This window comes from Methylobacterium tardum (genome assembly GCF_023546765.1).
GTDB classification, from domain to species: domain Bacteria; phylum Pseudomonadota; class Alphaproteobacteria; order Rhizobiales; family Beijerinckiaceae; genus Methylobacterium; species Methylobacterium tardum.
The window spans coordinates 2,703,565-2,719,462 of sequence record NZ_CP097484.1; the positions used below are offsets into that span (position 1 = coordinate 2,703,565).

Sequence of the window (15,898 nt, forward strand, 5' to 3'; positions counted from 1 at the left end):
GTTCTGGGCGTGGCCTCGCTCTATTGCCCCTCGTCCGAATCCGGCTCCGCCCGTCTCTCAGGCGGTGTTGTCGGAACTCGATCCCCTCACGACCGAGTCGATTGCCGCCCCCGCCGGGGCGGCTCCCTCTCCGACGGATTTCGCGCGGACGGCCGCACTCGTCCCGGTGCCCGGTCGTCTGCCGGCCTCGATGGCCTTCGCGGAAGCTTACCCGCTCGACGGTTCGGCCGTGAAGGCCGCAGCGGTTCATGGGGGAACGCCGGCGCGGCTGTCGCCGCGTCTCGCCGCGAACCGCCGCTCCTGCCCGGGCCGCCGCTGCCCGGAGGTTCCGCAACGGTCCGTCGACCCGTTCGCCGCCGCTCACGCGGAGGCTGCGGAGCCGGGCGGGGAGGGTTCGGTCCCGGAGCCGGCCCTGCCGTTCGTCGCGACGGTGGCCGAGTCCCTGGCGCCCGCCGCGCGGGTCGTCGGTGATGCCGCGGATCTCGTGCGCAGCGGTGCTGCCGCGGTGAAAGGGTCCGTCTCCCTGGCGGTGGCCGACTGCCTCCGCTGAGCGCCGGACGGCTTCCGCGGATCGGTCGAAGCGAGCCACGGTTGCGGACGGCCCTCCCTCTCATCGCGACATGCCTTCAGCAGGTCCGGGACCGAGCTGGGCCCCCCGTCCCGATGTAGCGCCCGGCCGTTCACGGCTCCCCTGGACCTCTCGATCCGCCGTCCTAGGTGCGTTGCAGCGGACGGTCCGGGCAGACGTCCGCGGACCGGAGCCAGGGCCGGATGGCTGCACGCATCGAAGATTACGCGCTGATCGGCGATTGCCGCAGCGCCGCGCTGGTCAGTCGGCAGGGCAGCATCGACTGGCTGTGCTGGCCGCGCTTCGACGCGGCGGCCCTGTTCACCAGCCTGCTCGGGACCGAGGCGCACGGCTTCTGGAAGATCTTCCCCGAGGCCGAGCAGGTCGAGACCCGGTGGGCCTATCGCCCGGGGAGCCTCGTGCTGGAGACGCGGCACGTCACCCGCCAGGGAGAGGTACTGGTCACCGACTTCATGCCGATCGGCGACGGATCGCACCTCGTCCGACTCGTCGAGGGCGTGCACGGGCGCGTCGCCATGCGGATGGAGATGGCGGTCCGCTTCGATTACGGCTCGGCGGTGCCCTGGGTGTCCCGCTCGGAACTCGGGGACCTGCGGGCCGTCTCGGGACCCCACAAGGTCGTGCTGCGCACCGACGTCCATCTGAAAGGCTCGGCGGCGCAGACCACGGTCGCCGAGTTTACCGTCCATGCCGGCGAGAAGCACCGGTTCGTCCTCAGCTACGGCCCGTCCCACGAGGACGACCCGGTGGCAATCGAGCCGCGCCGGGCTCTCGACGCGACGGATCAGCACTGGCGGTCGTGGTCGAGCCGCTGCGCCGGGGGGACGGCCTGGGACCGGATGCTGCAGCGCTCCCTGCTGACGCTGAAGGCCCTGATCTACGAGCCCACCGGCGGCATCGTGGCGGCGCCGACCGCCTCCCTGCCCGAGGGCCTCGGCGGCGAGCGCAACTGGGATTACCGGTTCTGCTGGCTGCGCGACTCGACGCTGACGCTGATCGCCCTGATGGACGGCGGCTACATCGACGAGGCCCGCAACTGGCTGGACTGGCTGCAGCGGGCGGTGGCCGGAAACCCCGAGCAGGCGCACATCCTGTACGGCATCGGCGGCGAGCGGCTGCTACCCGAGATCGAGCTCGACTGGCTGCCCGGCTACGAGAACTCGAAGCCCGTGCGGATCGGCAACGCGGCCGCCAGCCAGTTCCAGCTCGACGTCTACGGCGAGCTGTTCGACGCGCTTTATCAGGCCCATGCCCGCGGTCTGCCGGTCAGCAAGGACGGTCTGCGGGTCGGTCTGGCGATCCTGGGCCATCTCGAGAAGGCCTGGCGCCGGCCCGACGAGGGGATCTGGGAGGTGCGCGGCGGCCCGCGCCATTTCACCCACTCGAAGGTGATGGCCTGGGTGGCCTTCGATCGGGCCCTGCGCATGCACGAGATGCACGAATCCGGCGCCACCGAGGAACATGCCCAGCGTTGGCGCGCTGTCCGTGACGAGATCCATGCCGAAGTCTGCGAGAAGGGCTTCGATCCCGAACTCAACAGTTTCGTCCAGTCCTACGGATCAAAGGCGCTCGACGCGAGCCTGCTGCTGATCGCCCATACCGGGTTCCTGCCGCAGCACGATCCGCGGGTGATCGGCACCGTGGAGGCGATCGGCCGGGGCTTGATGCGGGACGGCTTCATCCTCCGCTACGAAACCGAGGGGCAGACCACCGACGGCCTGTCGGGCAACGAGGGTGCGTTCCTGCCCTGCACCTTCTGGTACGCCGACAACCTGATCGGCCTCGGCCGGCGGGACGAGGCGCGGGCCATCATCGAGCGCCTGATCGGGATCTGCAACGAACTGGGTCTCGTCAGCGAGGAATATGACGTGCAAGCCAAACGCCTTGTGGGTAATTACCCTCAGGCATTCACCCACGTCGCGCTCGTCAACACGCTCCTCAGCTATACGCGCGGCGAAGGGCCGGCGGATCGGCAGGGTGGTAAGGCCAACGGAGCTCCTCCCGCCGTCCTGCGGCAGCGCGAAGCCGCGAAGCGGAATGCGCGAGGCGAACTGGAAGACGCAAAATCATGAGCGGTGCTGACACTCCCGCCAAGGCGGCCCTGGCTGAGATCGATACGCTCAGCATCAACACGATCCGCACGCTGGCGATCGACGCGGTGCAGAAGGCCAATTCCGGCCATGCGGGCGCGCCCATGGCCCTGGCGCCGGTCGCCTACACCCTGTGGAACCGCTTCCTGCGCTACGATCCGGCGCATCCGCACTGGCCGAACCGCGACCGGTTCGTACTGTCCTGCGGCCACGCCTCGATGTTGCTCTACGGGCTGCTGCACCTCGCGGGTGTCGCCGAGAGCGATGGCGGCAACGCCCCGGCGGTGTCGCTGGAGGACATCAAGAAGTTCCGCCAGCTCGACAGCCGCACCCCGGGCCACCCGGAATATCACTTCACCACCGGCGTCGAGACCACCACCGGCCCGCTCGGCCAGGGAGTCGCCAACTCGGTGGGCATGGCGATGGGCAGCCGCTTCCTCGGCCAGCACCTCAACCGGCCGAACCTGCCGCTGTTCGACTACAACGTCTACGCGGTCTGCTCGGACGGCGACCTGATGGAAGGCGTCGCCTCGGAGGCCGCCTCGCTCGCCGGCCACCTGCGGCTCGCCAACCTCTGCTGGATCTACGACGACAACACCATCACCATCGAGGGCCACACGGAACTCGCCTTCGGCGAGGAGGTGGCGACCCGGTTCCTGGCCTATGGCTGGCAGGTGCTGCGCGTCGCCGACGCCAACGACGTGCACGCGCTGGCGGGCTCGATCGAAACGTTCCTCGCCACCAATGATCGGCCGACGCTGATCATCGTCAAGTCGGTGATCGGCTACGGCGCGCCCAAGAAGCAGGGCACGTCGAAGGCGCACTCCGACGCCCTCGGCGAGGACGAGGTCAAGGGCGCCAAGCGCGCCTATGGCTGGCCGGAGGACGCCCAGTTCCTCGTGCCGGATGGCGTGCAGGAGAATTTCCGGAACGGCATCGGCAAGCGCGGCGCCGGCCTCTACGACGCGTGGCAGGGCCTGCTCGCCAAGGCCAAGGAAGCCGACGCTGCTCACGCCGAGGATCTGAACGCCTTCCTGGAGGGCCGCCTGCCGGAGGGCTGGGACAAGGACATCCCGGTCTTCGAGCCGGACGCCAAGGGCCTCGCCACTCGCGAATCCTCCGGCAAGGTGCTCAACGCCATCGCCCAGCACGTGCCGTTCCTGCTCGGCGGCTCGGCGGATCTGGCGCCGTCCAACAAGTCGAACCTGACCTTCGAGGGCGCGGGCTCGTTCGGTCCGTTCTCGCCGGGCGGCCGCAACCTGCATTTCGGCGTCCGCGAGCACGCCATGGGCTCGGTCGTGAACGGGCTCGGCCTCTCCGGGCTGCGGGCCTACGGCGCGACCTTCCTGGTCTTCGCCGACTACATGCGCCCGCCGATCCGGCTCGCCGCGCTGATGGAGCTGCCGGTCTTCCACATCTTCACCCACGACTCGATCGGCGTGGGCGAGGACGGGCCGACCCACCAGCCGGTGGAGCAGCTCCTGTCGCTGCGCTGCATCCCGGGCCTCGTGACCCTGCGCCCGGCCGACGCCAACGAGGTTGCCGAGGCCTACCGGGTGATCTTCTCGCTGCGGAACCAGCCGGCGGTGCTCGCGCTGTCGCGCCAGCCGCTGCCCACGCTCGACCGTACGAAGTACGGCGCAGCCTCGGGCACCGCGAAGGGCGGCTACGTGCTGGCCGATTGCGACGGCACGCCCGACGTCATCCTGCTGGGCTCGGGCTCCGAGGTGCAGCTCTGCGTCGGCGCCTACGAGGCGCTGAAGGCCGAGGGCGTGAAGGCCCGGGTCGTGTCGATGCCGTCCTGGGACCTGTTCGAGCGGCAGGACGCGGCCTACCGCGACTCGGTGCTGCCGCCTGCGGTCAAGGCGCGGGTCGCCGTCGAGCAGGGCAGCGTCATCGGCTGGGATCGCTACGCCGGCTCCGAGGGCGCGATCATCGGCATGCACACCTTCGGCGCCTCGGCGCCGATCAAGGATCTCCAGACCAAGTTCGGCTTTACTCCCGAGAAGGTGCTGGAGGCCGCCAAGGCGCAGGTGGCCAAGCACAGGAAGTAGCCCAACGGTTTCCCCCTCCCCCTGTGTGGGGAGGGGCTAGGGGTGGGGGTGGTGCAGAAGGCACCGACGCGCTCGTTCTTGCGCCACCCCCACGCGGGATCTTCGATCCCCAAACTCCTCCCCACATGGGGGAGGAGCACGCGTTCCGGGTCCGGGACGCGGTACGCGAGACGAGGAATCGACATGAACGCGCTCAAGGCCCTGCACGACGAACAGGATCAGGCGGTCTGGCTCGACTTCGTGGCCCGCGGCTTCATCGCGAAAGGCGAGCTGAAGCAGCTCGTGGAGCGCGACGGCCTGCGGGGCGTCACCTCCAACCCGTCGATCTTCGAGAAAGCGATCGGCCACTCGGACGAGTACGACGACAGCCTGAAATCCGTGCAGGCGACCGGCGACAGCCGCGTCATCGACCTCTACGAAGGCCTCGCCATCGCCGACATCCAGGCGGCCGCCGACGTGCTGCGCCCGGTCTACGAGGCGAGCGACGGCGCCGACGGCTACGTCAGCCTGGAGGTCTCGCCCTACCTCGCCCTCGACACCGAGGAGACCCTCGCGGAGGCGCGGCGCCTGCACAAGGCGGTGTCGCGCGACAACCTGATGGTCAAGGTGCCGGCCACCCCGCAGGGCATCCCGGCGATCCGGCAGCTGACCAGCGAGGGCATCTCGATCAACGTCACCCTGCTGTTCTCGCAGGAGGCCTACGAGGCCGTGGCCCGCGCCTTCATCGACGGGCTCGACGCGCGCGCGAAGGCCGGCCACGACGTCTCGCGGATTGCCAGCGTGGCGAGCTTCTTCATCAGCCGCATCGACGTGCTGGTCGACAAGCTCCTCGACGAGAAGATCGCGGAGGCCAACGATCCCGACGAGAAGATCGCCCTGGAGCAGCTCAAGGGTAAGGTGGCGATCGCCAACGCCAAGCTCGCCTATCAGCGCTACAAGCGGATCTTCGCCGAGTCCAAGTGGACGGCTCTGGCCGAGAAGGGCGCAAAGGCGCAGCGGCTGCTCTGGGCCTCCACGGGCGTGAAGAACAAGGCCTATTCCGACGTCCTGTACGTCGAGGAGCTGATCGGCCCGAACACCGTCAACACCATGCCGCCCGCCACCATGGACGCGTTCCGCGACCACGGCGTGGTGCGGGCGACTATCGAGGAGGACGTGCCCGGCGCCGAGGCCGTGATGGCCCGGCTCGCGCGGACCGGCATCGACATCGAGAAGATCGCCGAGCAGCTGGTGCGCGAGGGCGTGCAGCTCTTCATCGACGCGGCCGACAACCTGCTCGGCGCGGTAGCCGGCAAGCGCGCGGCCCTGCTTGGCCAGCGCCTCGACGGCCAGACCCTCGCGATGGACGACACCCTCTCGGCCGAGGCCAAGAAGACCGTCGAATCCTGGCGCGCCAGCGGTTCGATCCGCCGGCTCTGGGCGGGGGATGCCTCGGTCTGGTCCGGCCACGACGAGGCGAACTGGCTCGGCTGGCTGCACATCGTCGAGGAGGAGCTGGAGAAGGCCGCCGACTACGCCGCCTTCTCCGACTGGGTGAAGGCCGAAGGCTTCACCGACGCGGTGGTGCTGGGCATGGGCGGGTCGAGCCTCGGCCCGGAGGTGCTGAGCCTGACCTACGGTCCGCGCGAGGGCTTCCCGAAGCTGCAGATCCTCGACTCGACCCACCCGGACCAGGTGCGCGCCCTGGAGGCGAGCATCGATCTGGCCAAGACCCTGTTCATCGTCGCGTCCAAATCCGGCTCGACGTTGGAGCCCAACGTCTTCCGCGATTACTTCCTGGCCCGGGCGAAGGACGTGCTCGGCGAGAAGGCCGGCGAACACTTCGTGGCGGTGACCGATCCCGGCTCCGACATGGAGCGCGCCGCCAAGGCCGATCACTTCAAGAAGATCTTCTACGGGGTGAAGCAGATCGGCGGGCGCTACTCGGTGCTCTCGGCCTTCGGCCTCGTGCCGGCGGCCGCCATGGGCCTCGATGTCAAGGCGCTGCTCGAGACCGCCCGCATCATGGTCCGCTCCTGCGGCCCGGCGGTGCCTCCGGCCGTAAACCCGGGCGTGCTGCTCGGGACCGCCATCGGCGCGGCGGCACTGGCCGGGCGCGACAAGGTCACGATCATCGCCTCGCCGGCCATCGACAGCTTCGGCGCCTGGGCCGAGCAACTCATCGCAGAGTCGACCGGCAAGCAGGGCAAGGGCCTCGTGCCGGTGGACGGGGAGCCGGTCGATGTTCCGGCGGTCTACGGCCGCGACCGGTTCTTCATCTACCTGCGCCTCGACGGTCAGGCCGAGGCGGCGCAGGACGAAGCGCTGCGCGCCCTGGAGCGGGAGGGCCACCCGATCGCCCGCATCACCCTCGACCGGATCGAGCAGCTGCCCCAGGAATTCTACCGCCTGGAGATGGCCACCGCGGTAGCGGGCGCGGTGATCGGCATCAACCCGTTCGACCAGCCGGATGTCGAGGCCAGCAAGGTCGAGACCAAGAAGCTGTTCGCGGAGGCCGAGGCGAGCGGCGCCCTCCCCTCGGAGACGCCGCTCTTCTCCGACGACGCGATCGCGCTCTACGCCGACCCGCAGAATGCGGACGGGTTGAAGCAGGCGTCCGAAGGCCTGGAGGCCGCGCTCAAGGCGCAGCTCGCCCGGCTCAAGGACGGCGATTATCTGGGCCTTCTCGCCTACGTGCCGCGCAACGCCACGACCGCCGGCATCCTGCAGGAGGCGCGGATCGCGGTGCGCGATGCGCGGAAGGTGGCGACCTGCCTGGAATTCGGGCCGCGGTTCCTGCACTCCACCGGCCAGGCCTATAAGGGCGGCCCGGATACCGGCGTGTTCCTCCAGATCACCGCCGATCCGACGCAGGACCTGCCGATTCCCGGCCGCAAGCTCGGTTTCGCCACCGTGGTGGCCGCGCAGGCACGGGGCGATTTCGCGGTGCTCGCCGAGCGCGGCCGTCGTGCGCTGCGGGTCCACATCAAGGGCGATCTCGAGGCGGGCCTGAAGCGCGTCGCGGCGGCGCTGAAGGCGGCAGTGGCGTAGGTGCGCCCCACTCCGCTCGCCTGCGGCTACGGGCTACAAAGGTTGGAAAATTCATCTCCTCGCACGGTGATGACCTCCGCTGTCATTCCGGGGCGCCGAAGGCGAGCCCGGAATCCAGAACCGCCTGTGGCGCAAGGTCTGAGCGCAACGGCGGCTCTGGATCCCGGGCTCCGCTGCGCGGCCCCGGGATGACTGAGTGGGTGGTGCAGGAGTGTCTGCGCCACGCGACCCTGAAACACGCCTACCCCTGACCCTCCCGGCAAGCGGGAGGGACATCTGAGGAGATCGAAGATGCAACTCGGCATGATCGGCCTCGGCCGGATGGGCGGCAACATCGTCCGGCGCCTCCTGCGGGACGGGCACACGGCTGTCGTGTTCGACCAGAACCCGGCCGCGGTCGCCGCCCTGGTTGAGGCCGGAGCGGTCGGCGCGTCGAGCCTGGAGGATCTGGTCTCCAAGCTGGAGGTGCCGCGCGCGGCCTGGGTGATGCTGCCGGCGGGCGCGATCACCGAGGATGCCGTCCAGACCCTCTCGGGCCTGATGCAGTCCGGCGACTGCATCATCGACGGCGGCAACTCCTTCTACGGCGACGATGTCCGCCGCGGCCTCGCCCTGAAGGAGAAGGGCCAGCACTACGTCGATGTCGGCACCTCGGGCGGCGTCTGGGGGCTGGAGCGCGGCTACTGCATGATGATCGGCGGCGACACCGCGACGGTCGACCGCCTCGACCCGATCTTCAAGACCCTGGCGCCGGGCATCGGCGACATCCCCAAGACTCCGAACCGCGACGGTCGCGACCCGCGCGCCGAGCAGGGCTACATCCATGCCGGGCCGACCGGCGCCGGCCATTTCGTGAAGATGGTCCACAACGGCATCGAGTACGGCCTGATGCAGGCCTACGCGGAGGGGTTCGACATCCTCCGCCACGCCAATTCCGAGGCGCTGCCGGCCGAGCGCCGCTTCGACCTCAACATGGGCGACATCGCCGAGGTCTGGCGGCGCGGCAGCGTCGTCTCCTCATGGCTCCTCGACCTCACCGCCCAGGCGCTGGCGGGCGACGAGCAGCTCACGGATTTCTCCGGCTACGTGGAGGATTCCGGCGAAGGGCGCTGGACCATCAATGCCGCCATCGAGGAGAGCGTGCCGGCCACCGTGCTGTCCGCGGCTCTGTACCGGCGGTTCCGCTCCCGCGAGCACGAGAGCTACGCCGACAAGCTCCTCTCGGCGATGCGCAAGGGCTTCGGCGGCCACCAGGAGCCGAAGAAGTAGGGGGCGTTCCATGAGCCTGCCCGCCGGCACCCATGTCCTGAAGGATCCCGAGGCCGTCGCCCGCGAGGCGGCCGAGCGGCTGATCGTGGCCTGCGGCGAGAGCCGGTCCGAACGGATCGCGGTCTGCCTGTCGGGCGGCTCGACGCCCAAGGTGCTCTACGGGCTGCTCGCCGGCCCGGACTACGCGACACGGGTGCCGTGGGAGCGGGTCCACTGGTTCTTCGGCGACGACCGGGTTGTCCCGTGGGACGACGCGCGCAGCAACGTCCGGATGGTCCGCGAGGCGTTCGGTCACGGCGCGTCGATCCCGCCGACCCACCTGCACTTCATCCCGTCGGATGCAGGCGCGGAGGCCGGCGCCCGAGCCTATGAGCGCGCGCTGCTGGACTTCTACGGAGCCGACAGCCTCGACCCCGCACGGCCGCTCTTCGTTTTCGTGCTCCTCGGTCTCGGCGAGGACGGCCACACCGCCTCGCTGTTTCCCGGCAAGCCGGCCGTGGATGAGACCAAGCGGCTCGTGGCGCCCGTGCCGGAGGCCGGGCTGGCGCCGTTCGTGCCGCGGATCACCCTCACCTTCCCGGCGCTCGCCTCGTCCCGGCACGTGCTGTTCCTCGTGACCGGTGCCGGCAAGCGGGCGCCGCTCGCCCGCCTCGCCGCAGGCGCTGATCTCCCCGCGGGCCGCGTGACCAGCGCGGGCGAGGTGGCGTGGCTCCTCGACGCGGCGGCTGCCGGCTGACGCGCGGCGCCCGTAAAGCTCTGGCAAGATCCGTGTGCTAACACACGGAACCCGATGCCCCGGCCGAACCCGGCGGTGTCCTTCCTCGCCAAGACCCAGATGCGCGCGGGCACGCTCGTCCTCTACACCGACCAGCCGGACAGCCGCGCCGATCTGCTGCACGCGCTCGCGCAGATCGCCCCCTGCACGGTGCTCAGCGCCTCCGAGCCGCCACCGCCAGACCCATGCGTTGGCGTGATCATCGACTTCGACCTGCTGCCCTCGCCGCTCACCGGTCTGCGGAATCTCATTGCGGCGAACCCTGGGCTCCCCCGCGTCTTCCTGATGCGCAGCATGGGCCAGCGCAGCCTGTCCGTGGCGCGCAACCTCGGCGGGCGGCTGTGCCTTCCGATGGATACGCCGATCGCGACGGTGGTCGAGGCGCTGCAGACGCAGCTCCGGCCCGCGGAGGCGCAGACGCCGAGCCGGCCCGTGACGGGCAGCCCGGTCGTCGTCCAGGCCGCCGGCCGAGCGAGCGCCGCCATCGCCAACCTGCTCGACTCGGCGCGGGACCACGGCACCGTCGACGCGGCCGTCATCGACGCCACCCTGGAGCCGATCCTCGGGGCGATCGGCACCGGCGGCCTCAAAGCCTGGCTCGAGACCGTGCGCGCCTACGACGACGCGACCTACCAGCACTGTCTGCTGGTCGCCGGCCTCGCGGCCACCTTCGCGATCGACCTCGGATTCTCGACGGCGGATCGCGAGCACCTCGTCCGCGCCGCCCTGGTCCACGACGTCGGCAAGGCCAAGATCCCCCTGTCGATCCTGAACAAGCCCGGGCCCCTCGATCCTGGCGAGCGCGCGGTCATGCGCGAGCACGCGGCCCTCGGCCACGAGATCCTGGTCAAGGCCGGCGGGTTCGACGAGACGGTCCTCACGGTGGTGCGCCACCATCACGAGATGCTCGACGGCTCGGGCTACCCGGACGGGCTGAAGGGCGAGGCCATACGCGACATCGTCCGCCTGATCACCGTCTGTGACGTCTACGCGGCCCTCGTGGAGCGCCGCCCCTACCGGGCGCCCATGCCGTCCGCGAAGGCGATGGAGATCCTCTACGGTATGGAAGGCAAGCTCGACATCGACCTGGTGCGCGCCTTCGAGCGGTCCGTCGCCAGCTCCTGAGCCGGGCTGCGGCCCATCCGATCCTTTGACTGAGCGCCGATGACGAGCGCCGGCGGTCGAAGCGACCGTTTCCCGGATTATTGGACTCGCGGCATCCGATTTCGCTTTTCGCCTCTTCTGCGCAACCAGATTGCGCCCGCGATCGGAATGGCGGCGAACTTCGCAAACGCGCGGCGGTCCCTCTGCGCTACGCTTCGCGCAGCCTCAAAGCGTGCTCGGAGCGTGGTGATGACGCAGCCAACCGTCTCGGCCGAAGTGGCGGCGATGATGGCCGATCTTGCCGTCTCGGCTCGCCGCACACCGGACGCCTATCTCGCCTCGGCCCGCACGACCTTGCTGCGCCTCCTGGCCCGGCCGGAGCTGCTCGACCCGTCGCGGCTGACGGCGCACGGCGAAGGCCTCTCCCGCAACCTGCTGTTCGGCACCGAGGCGTTGAGTGTCTGGGCAATGGTCTGGGCACCCGGCGCCATTACGCCGGTTCACGACCACCATTGCTCGTGCTGCTTCGGCCTGCTCCGCGGGACTCTCCGCGAGACTTGGTATCGTGCGATCAGCGATACGCATGCAGTGGCGACCCGGGACGCGGTCCGCACGCCCGGCTTCGTGGCCTGCATGATGCCGTCCGGCCCGAACTTGCACCGGATCGCCAACGACGGGCCCGAGGCGGCCGTGTCGATCCACGTCTACGGGTACGACCACCGGGTGCAGGCCTCGCCGATCCACCGCACCTACGCGGTCGCAGCGGGGTGACGGCCGCGGGTCCCACGGCGCGAGCGCCAGATCGGGGCGAGCCCGTCTCCGCCTACGCCACGTAGATCGTCGGGACCGCCGTCGTATACTTCATCTCTTCCATGGCGATGGAGGAGGACAGGTTCGAGAACTCGAGCTTGGCGATCAGGCGCTGATAGACCGCGTCGTAGGCCTCGATGTCGGGCACGACGATGCGCAGCAGGTAATCGATCTCGCCGGTCAGGCGCCACGCCTCGACGATCTCGGGGAAACCGGCGACGACCCGCCGGAAGGCGTCGGACCAGTCGGCGGCGTGGCGCGGCGCCTTCACGGCCACGAAGACCGTCGTCGGCACGTTGACCTTGCGGCGGTCGACCAGCGCCACCCGGCGGCGGATGACGCCGGACGCTTCCAGCTTCTTCACCCGGCGCCAGCACGGGGCCGCGCTGACGCCGACCCGCTCGGCGAGTTCCGCCACCGGGAGCGTCGCGTCCTGCTGGAGGATGTCCAGGATCTTCCGGTCCACCGCATCCATGCGATCGAGGCTCCCGTCGGTGGATCCGCGCCCCGCCTACAGGACGAAATGCTTCGAGAGCTTGAGGCCCTGGGCCTGATAGTTCGAGCCGGCCCCCGCCCCGTAGAGCGTTTCCGGCAGGTCGAGCATGCGCTCGTAGACGAGGCGGCCGACGATCTGGCCATCCTCCAGCAGGAACGGCACGTCGCGGGAGCGGACCTCAAGCACGGCGCGGGCACCCTCGCCGCCGGCCCCGGCATAGCCGAAGCCCGGATCGAAGAAGCCCGCGTAGTGAACCCGGAACTCGCCCACTAGGGGATCGAACGGCACCATCTCGGCGGCGTGGTCCGGCGGGACCTGCACCGATTCTTTCGAGGCCAGGATGTAGAACTGGCCCGGATCGAGGATCAGGCTGCCCGAGCCGTCGGCGGCGAGCGGCTCCCAGAAATCCGCGGCCCGGTGGCGCCCGGGGGCGTCCACGTCGACGAGGCCGGTGTGGCGCTTGGCCCGGTACCCGACGAGCCCGTCGAATCCGGACAGGTCGACCGAGACCGCGACGCCGCCCTGGAAGGACGGGCTGCCCGCATCGACCAGCGCCGAGCGGGCGTGGAGCAGGCCGAGCTCGGCTTCCGTCAGGCGCGGCGCGCCGCGGCGGAAGCGGATCTGCGACAGGCGCGAGCCGGTGCGGACCAGGACCGGGAAGGTGCGCGGCGAGATCTCCGCGTAGAGCGGGCCGGCGTAGCCGGGCTCGACCTGGTCGAAGGCCTCGCCCCGGTCGGTGATCACCCGGGTGAACACGTCGATGCGCCCGGTCGAGCTCTTCGGGTTCGCCGCGGCCGCGAGGTCGGCCGGAAGCGCGAGGCCCTCCTGCAATTCGGCGATGTAGACGCAGCCCGTCTCCAGGACCGCGCCGGGGCGGAGGTCGATCGCGTGGAGCGACAGCCGCTCGACGCAGGCCTGGACCGTGCGCCCCGACCCCGGCAGGAAGCTCGTGCGGACGCGGTAGGCCTTGTCGCCGAGGCGCAGGTCGAGGCTGGCCGGCTGGATCTGATCGGCCGCGAAGGCGCGGGCGGTGCGGATGCCGCCCGCCGCAGCGAGTTCGGCGATCGCCTGGGCCGGCAGGATCCCGGCGCGGCCTTTCACGCCCGAATCGGCGGCTCCTCTGCGTGCGCCCGCGTTCATCGCGCCTGACTCCTTCGCGCGCCCCGGCAGGTCCGCGTCCCTCGTCCGTTTTCCGCCGGGACTGGCTAATGCGGGCTTAACCCGCGCCATCGCCCATCGTGCCGCACCCTGCGGCCCGTGCGCAGCGGGGGGCTGCTGGGCAGATCGGCGTCCCGCGAGGTAGTCCACCGCGATTGACGGGGATTCCGGCGCCAACTACCACCCCCGGGTGAAGCGCGTTCCGTTCGGCTTCAGCGAATCGAACCGTCCGAAGAAGGGCCTATTAGGGCGATGTACAAGGCCGAGACTCGGGGAATCAGCGTGACGGTCCAGTCCCGCTTCGCCGAGGAGGAATCCTCGCCGAACGAGAGCCGGTATTTCTTCGCTTATACGGTCGAGATCGTAAATAACGGCAGCGAACAGGTGCAGCTGCGCTCCCGCCACTGGCGCATCATCGATGGGCACGGTGCCTGCCAGGAGGTGCGCGGCACCGGAGTCGTCGGCAAGCAGCCGGTGCTGGAGCCGGGCGAGACCTTCTGCTACACGAGTGGCTGCCCGCTCAACACGCCCGACGGGTTGATGGCCGGCAGCTACACCATGGCGACGGTGGCCGGTGAGAGCTTCGAGGCGGAGATCCCCGCCTTCTCCCTCGACAGCCCGCACGTCCGCCGCAGCCTGCACTGAGGCCCCGGCCCGGGGCCCCGCTCCGGAGGAATCCATGCCTGCGACCGGCGAGCGGCTGAGCACGCTCGACATGCTGGCCCGCCTCGTGTCCTTCGACACGGAGAGCGACAAGTCCAATTTGGCGCTGATCGAGTCCGTCTGCGGCTACCTGGATGGCTGGGGCGTGCCGTACCTGCGCCTGCCGAACGCCGCAGGCGACAAGGCGGCCGTTCTCGCGACCATCGGCCCGATGGTCGATGGCGGTGTCGTCCTGTCCGGTCATACCGACGTGGTGCCGGTTGCGGGGCAGGCCTGGACCGGCGACCCGTTCGCCCTGCGCGTCGCCGACGGCCGGGCCTACGGGCGGGGCGCCGTCGACATGAAGGGCTTCGACGCCCTAGCGCTCGCGCTGGTGCCCGAGATGCTGGCCACCGACCTGAAGCGGCCGATCCACATCCTGCTCTCCTACGACGAGGAGACGACCTGCTTGGGCTCCATGGACGGGATCGCCCGCTTCGGGGCCGACCTGCCGCGGCCGGGCGCCGTGATCGTCGGCGAGCCCACCGGCATGGAGGTGGCGGACGCGCACAAGAGCATCGTCACCTGCCTCACCACCGTCCACGGGCACGAGGCCCATTCGGCGCGGCCCGCCCTCGGGGCGAACGCCGTCACGGCGGCCTGCGAGCTCGTCGCCGGCCTGAACCGGATCGCCGATCTGATGATCGAGCGTGGCGACCCATCGGGGCGGTTCGACCCGGCCTCGACCACGGTCCATGTCGGGACGATCCACGGCGGCACCGCTCGGAACATCCTGGCCAAGGAATGCCGCTTCCACTGGGAGTATCGCGGGCTGCCGGACCTCGACCCGGCCGAGATCCCGCGGCTCTTCGCGGCGGAGGTCGAGCGGGTGACGCGCGAGCGCCTCAACCGATACGGCGCGTTCGGGCGGATCGAGACCCTTGAGGAGGTCGACATTCCTGGCCTCGCCCCCGAGCCGGGGTCCGAGGCCGAGCGGCTCTGCCTGCGGCTGGCCGGGCGCAACCGCACCATCGCGGTTCCCTACGCGACTGAAGCCGGGCAGTTCCAGGCCGCAGGGATCCCGACCGTGGTCTGCGGACCGGGCGACATCGCGCAGGCGCACCAGCCCGACGAGTTCATCACCCTCGACGCCCTCGGCCGGGGCGAGCGGTTCCTGCGCAACCTGATCGAGGCCTATGCGTCATGAACGCGGTGACCGGAATCACCATCAAGCTGCGGCCGCTTGAGCGGGAGGACCTGCGCTTCGTCCACCAGCTCAACAACAACGACAGCATCATGCGCTACTGGTTCGAGGAGGCCTACGAGTCCTTTGCCGAACTGCAGCAGCTCTACGAGCGCAACATCCACAACCAGACCGAGCGCCGCTTCATCGTGGCCGATCCCGGCGGCGAGCCGGCCGGGCTGATCGAGCTCGTCGAGATCAACCACCTTCACCGGCGCTGCGAGTTCCAGATCGCGATCCACCCGAGCTTCCAGGGGCGCGGCTACGCCTGGCAGGCGACCCGGATCGCCATGGACTACGCGTTCAGTGTGCTCAACATCCACAAGCTCTACCTGCACGTCGACCGGGACAATGCCCGGGCGGTGCGGATCTACGAGCGCTGCGGCTTCCGGCCCGAAGGTGTGTTGAAGGACGAATTCTTCGTCAACGGGCGCTATCGCGACGCCGTGCGGATGTGCCTGTTCCAGCCGGATTACCTGAAGGCCCGCGGCGGCGGCGGCGACATCGCCGAACCCGTGCTGAAGGTGTGACGACGGTTGAATTGCCGGATCCTACGGGATCATCCCGGGGCTGCCCAGCGGCGCCCTGGAACGACGCCGGCCACGGCGTGCCGCCCGGATCCGGGTTCTTGGATCGGA

13 protein-coding genes are annotated in these 15,898 nt (G+C 69.9%); 11 read left to right on the forward strand and 2 right to left on the reverse strand.

What is annotated here, in order from left to right; translation table 11 throughout:
• Positions 1-166: 166 nt before the first annotated feature.
• From M6G65_RS12845 to M6G65_RS12880, 8 genes are all read left to right on the forward strand, one after another.
• Entirely contained in the window at positions 167-550 is a 384-nt protein-coding gene (locus tag M6G65_RS12845) for a hypothetical protein (protein ID WP_250104014.1), read from the forward strand.
• A 221-nt stretch (positions 551-771) separates the two neighbouring features.
• Complete coding sequence (locus M6G65_RS12850) at positions 772-2,661, forward strand: glycoside hydrolase family 15 protein (RefSeq protein WP_238195490.1); 1,890 nt, start codon at positions 772-774, stop codon at positions 2,659-2,661.
• Entirely contained in the window at positions 2,658-4,733 is a 2,076-nt protein-coding gene (gene tkt, locus M6G65_RS12855) for a transketolase (protein ID WP_238195489.1), read from the forward strand. Before M6G65_RS12850 ends, tkt begins: the two co-directional genes overlap by 4 nt.
• 183 nt (positions 4,734-4,916) lie before the next feature.
• The gene (locus M6G65_RS12860; RefSeq protein ID WP_238195488.1) at positions 4,917-7,763 is read left to right on the forward strand and encodes a bifunctional transaldolase/phosoglucose isomerase; all 2,847 of its coding nucleotides are present in this window, start codon (positions 4,917-4,919) and stop codon (positions 7,761-7,763) included.
• A 291-nt stretch (positions 7,764-8,054) separates the two neighbouring features.
• Positions 8,055-9,032, forward strand: a complete 978-nt coding sequence (gene gnd / locus M6G65_RS12865) for a phosphogluconate dehydrogenase (NAD(+)-dependent, decarboxylating) (RefSeq protein ID WP_238195487.1) — start codon at positions 8,055-8,057, stop codon at positions 9,030-9,032.
• 10 nt (positions 9,033-9,042) lie between these two features.
• Positions 9,043-9,768 carry a 6-phosphogluconolactonase gene (gene pgl, locus M6G65_RS12870; RefSeq protein WP_238195486.1) on the forward strand — a complete coding sequence of 242 codons (726 nt, stop codon included), beginning with the start codon at positions 9,043-9,045 and terminating at the stop codon, positions 9,766-9,768.
• Between the two features lie 54 nt (positions 9,769-9,822).
• Entirely contained in the window at positions 9,823-10,932 is a 1,110-nt protein-coding gene (locus M6G65_RS12875; RefSeq protein ID WP_238195485.1) for an HD-GYP domain-containing protein, read from the forward strand.
• A 228-nt stretch (positions 10,933-11,160) separates the two neighbouring features.
• On the forward strand, positions 11,161-11,682 hold the full coding sequence (locus M6G65_RS12880) for a cysteine dioxygenase family protein (RefSeq protein WP_250104015.1): 522 nt from the start codon (positions 11,161-11,163) through the stop codon (positions 11,680-11,682).
• 52 nt (positions 11,683-11,734) lie between these two features.
• On the opposite strand, the gene M6G65_RS12885 is transcribed toward M6G65_RS12880, so the two are convergent.
• Both M6G65_RS12885 and M6G65_RS12890 read right to left on the reverse strand, forming a co-directional pair.
• Positions 11,735-12,196 (reverse strand): Lrp/AsnC family transcriptional regulator, encoded by a 462-nt coding sequence (locus tag M6G65_RS12885; protein WP_192708940.1) that lies wholly within the window; start codon positions 12,194-12,196, stop codon positions 11,735-11,737.
• A gap of 36 nt (positions 12,197-12,232) precedes the next feature.
• Entirely contained in the window at positions 12,233-13,357 is a 1,125-nt protein-coding gene (locus M6G65_RS12890; protein WP_238195483.1) for a 2'-deoxycytidine 5'-triphosphate deaminase, read from the reverse strand.
• Between the two features lie 270 nt (positions 13,358-13,627).
• On the opposite strand from M6G65_RS12890, the gene apaG reads away from it, so the two are divergent.
• Genes apaG through speG form a run of 3 tightly spaced genes read left to right on the forward strand, consistent with a single transcriptional unit; the run spans position 13,628 to position 15,790 of the window.
• The gene (gene apaG / locus M6G65_RS12895; RefSeq protein ID WP_250104016.1) at positions 13,628-14,020 is read left to right on the forward strand and encodes a Co2+/Mg2+ efflux protein ApaG; all 393 of its coding nucleotides are present in this window, start codon (positions 13,628-13,630) and stop codon (positions 14,018-14,020) included.
• Positions 14,021-14,054: 34 nt separating this feature from the next.
• Positions 14,055-15,224: an acetylornithine deacetylase gene (gene argE / locus M6G65_RS12900; protein WP_238195482.1), complete on the forward strand. Its 1,170-nt coding sequence runs from the start codon at positions 14,055-14,057 to the stop codon at positions 15,222-15,224.
• A complete protein-coding gene (gene speG / locus M6G65_RS12905; RefSeq protein ID WP_192708944.1) occupies positions 15,221-15,790 on the forward strand; it encodes a spermidine N1-acetyltransferase in 570 nt (189 codons plus the stop codon). Before argE ends, speG begins: the two co-directional genes overlap by 4 nt.
• Positions 15,791-15,898: the final 108 nt, after the last annotated feature.

Coding starts and splice junctions, on each gene's coding strand:
- M6G65_RS12850 (WP_238195490.1), top strand. CDS start 772: ATGGCTGCACGCATCGAAGATTACGCGCTGATCGGCGATTGCCGCAGC.
- tkt (WP_238195489.1), top strand. CDS start 2,658: ATGAGCGGTGCTGACACTCCCGCCAAGGCGGCCCTGGCTGAGATCGAT.
- M6G65_RS12860 (WP_238195488.1), top strand. CDS start 4,917: ATGAACGCGCTCAAGGCCCTGCACGACGAACAGGATCAGGCGGTCTGG.
- gnd (WP_238195487.1), top strand. CDS start 8,055: ATGCAACTCGGCATGATCGGCCTCGGCCGGATGGGCGGCAACATCGTC.
- pgl (WP_238195486.1), top strand. CDS start 9,043: ATGAGCCTGCCCGCCGGCACCCATGTCCTGAAGGATCCCGAGGCCGTC.
- M6G65_RS12875 (WP_238195485.1), top strand. CDS start 9,823: ATGCCCCGGCCGAACCCGGCGGTGTCCTTCCTCGCCAAGACCCAGATG.
- M6G65_RS12880 (WP_250104015.1), top strand. CDS start 11,161: ATGACGCAGCCAACCGTCTCGGCCGAAGTGGCGGCGATGATGGCCGAT.
- M6G65_RS12885 (WP_192708940.1), bottom strand. CDS start 12,196: ATGGATGCGGTGGACCGGAAGATCCTGGACATCCTCCAGCAGGACGCG.
- M6G65_RS12890 (WP_238195483.1), bottom strand. CDS start 13,357: ATGAACGCGGGCGCACGCAGAGGAGCCGCCGATTCGGGCGTGAAAGGC.
- apaG (WP_250104016.1), top strand. CDS start 13,628: ATGTACAAGGCCGAGACTCGGGGAATCAGCGTGACGGTCCAGTCCCGC.
- argE (WP_238195482.1), top strand. CDS start 14,055: ATGCCTGCGACCGGCGAGCGGCTGAGCACGCTCGACATGCTGGCCCGC.
- speG (WP_192708944.1), top strand. CDS start 15,221: ATGAACGCGGTGACCGGAATCACCATCAAGCTGCGGCCGCTTGAGCGG.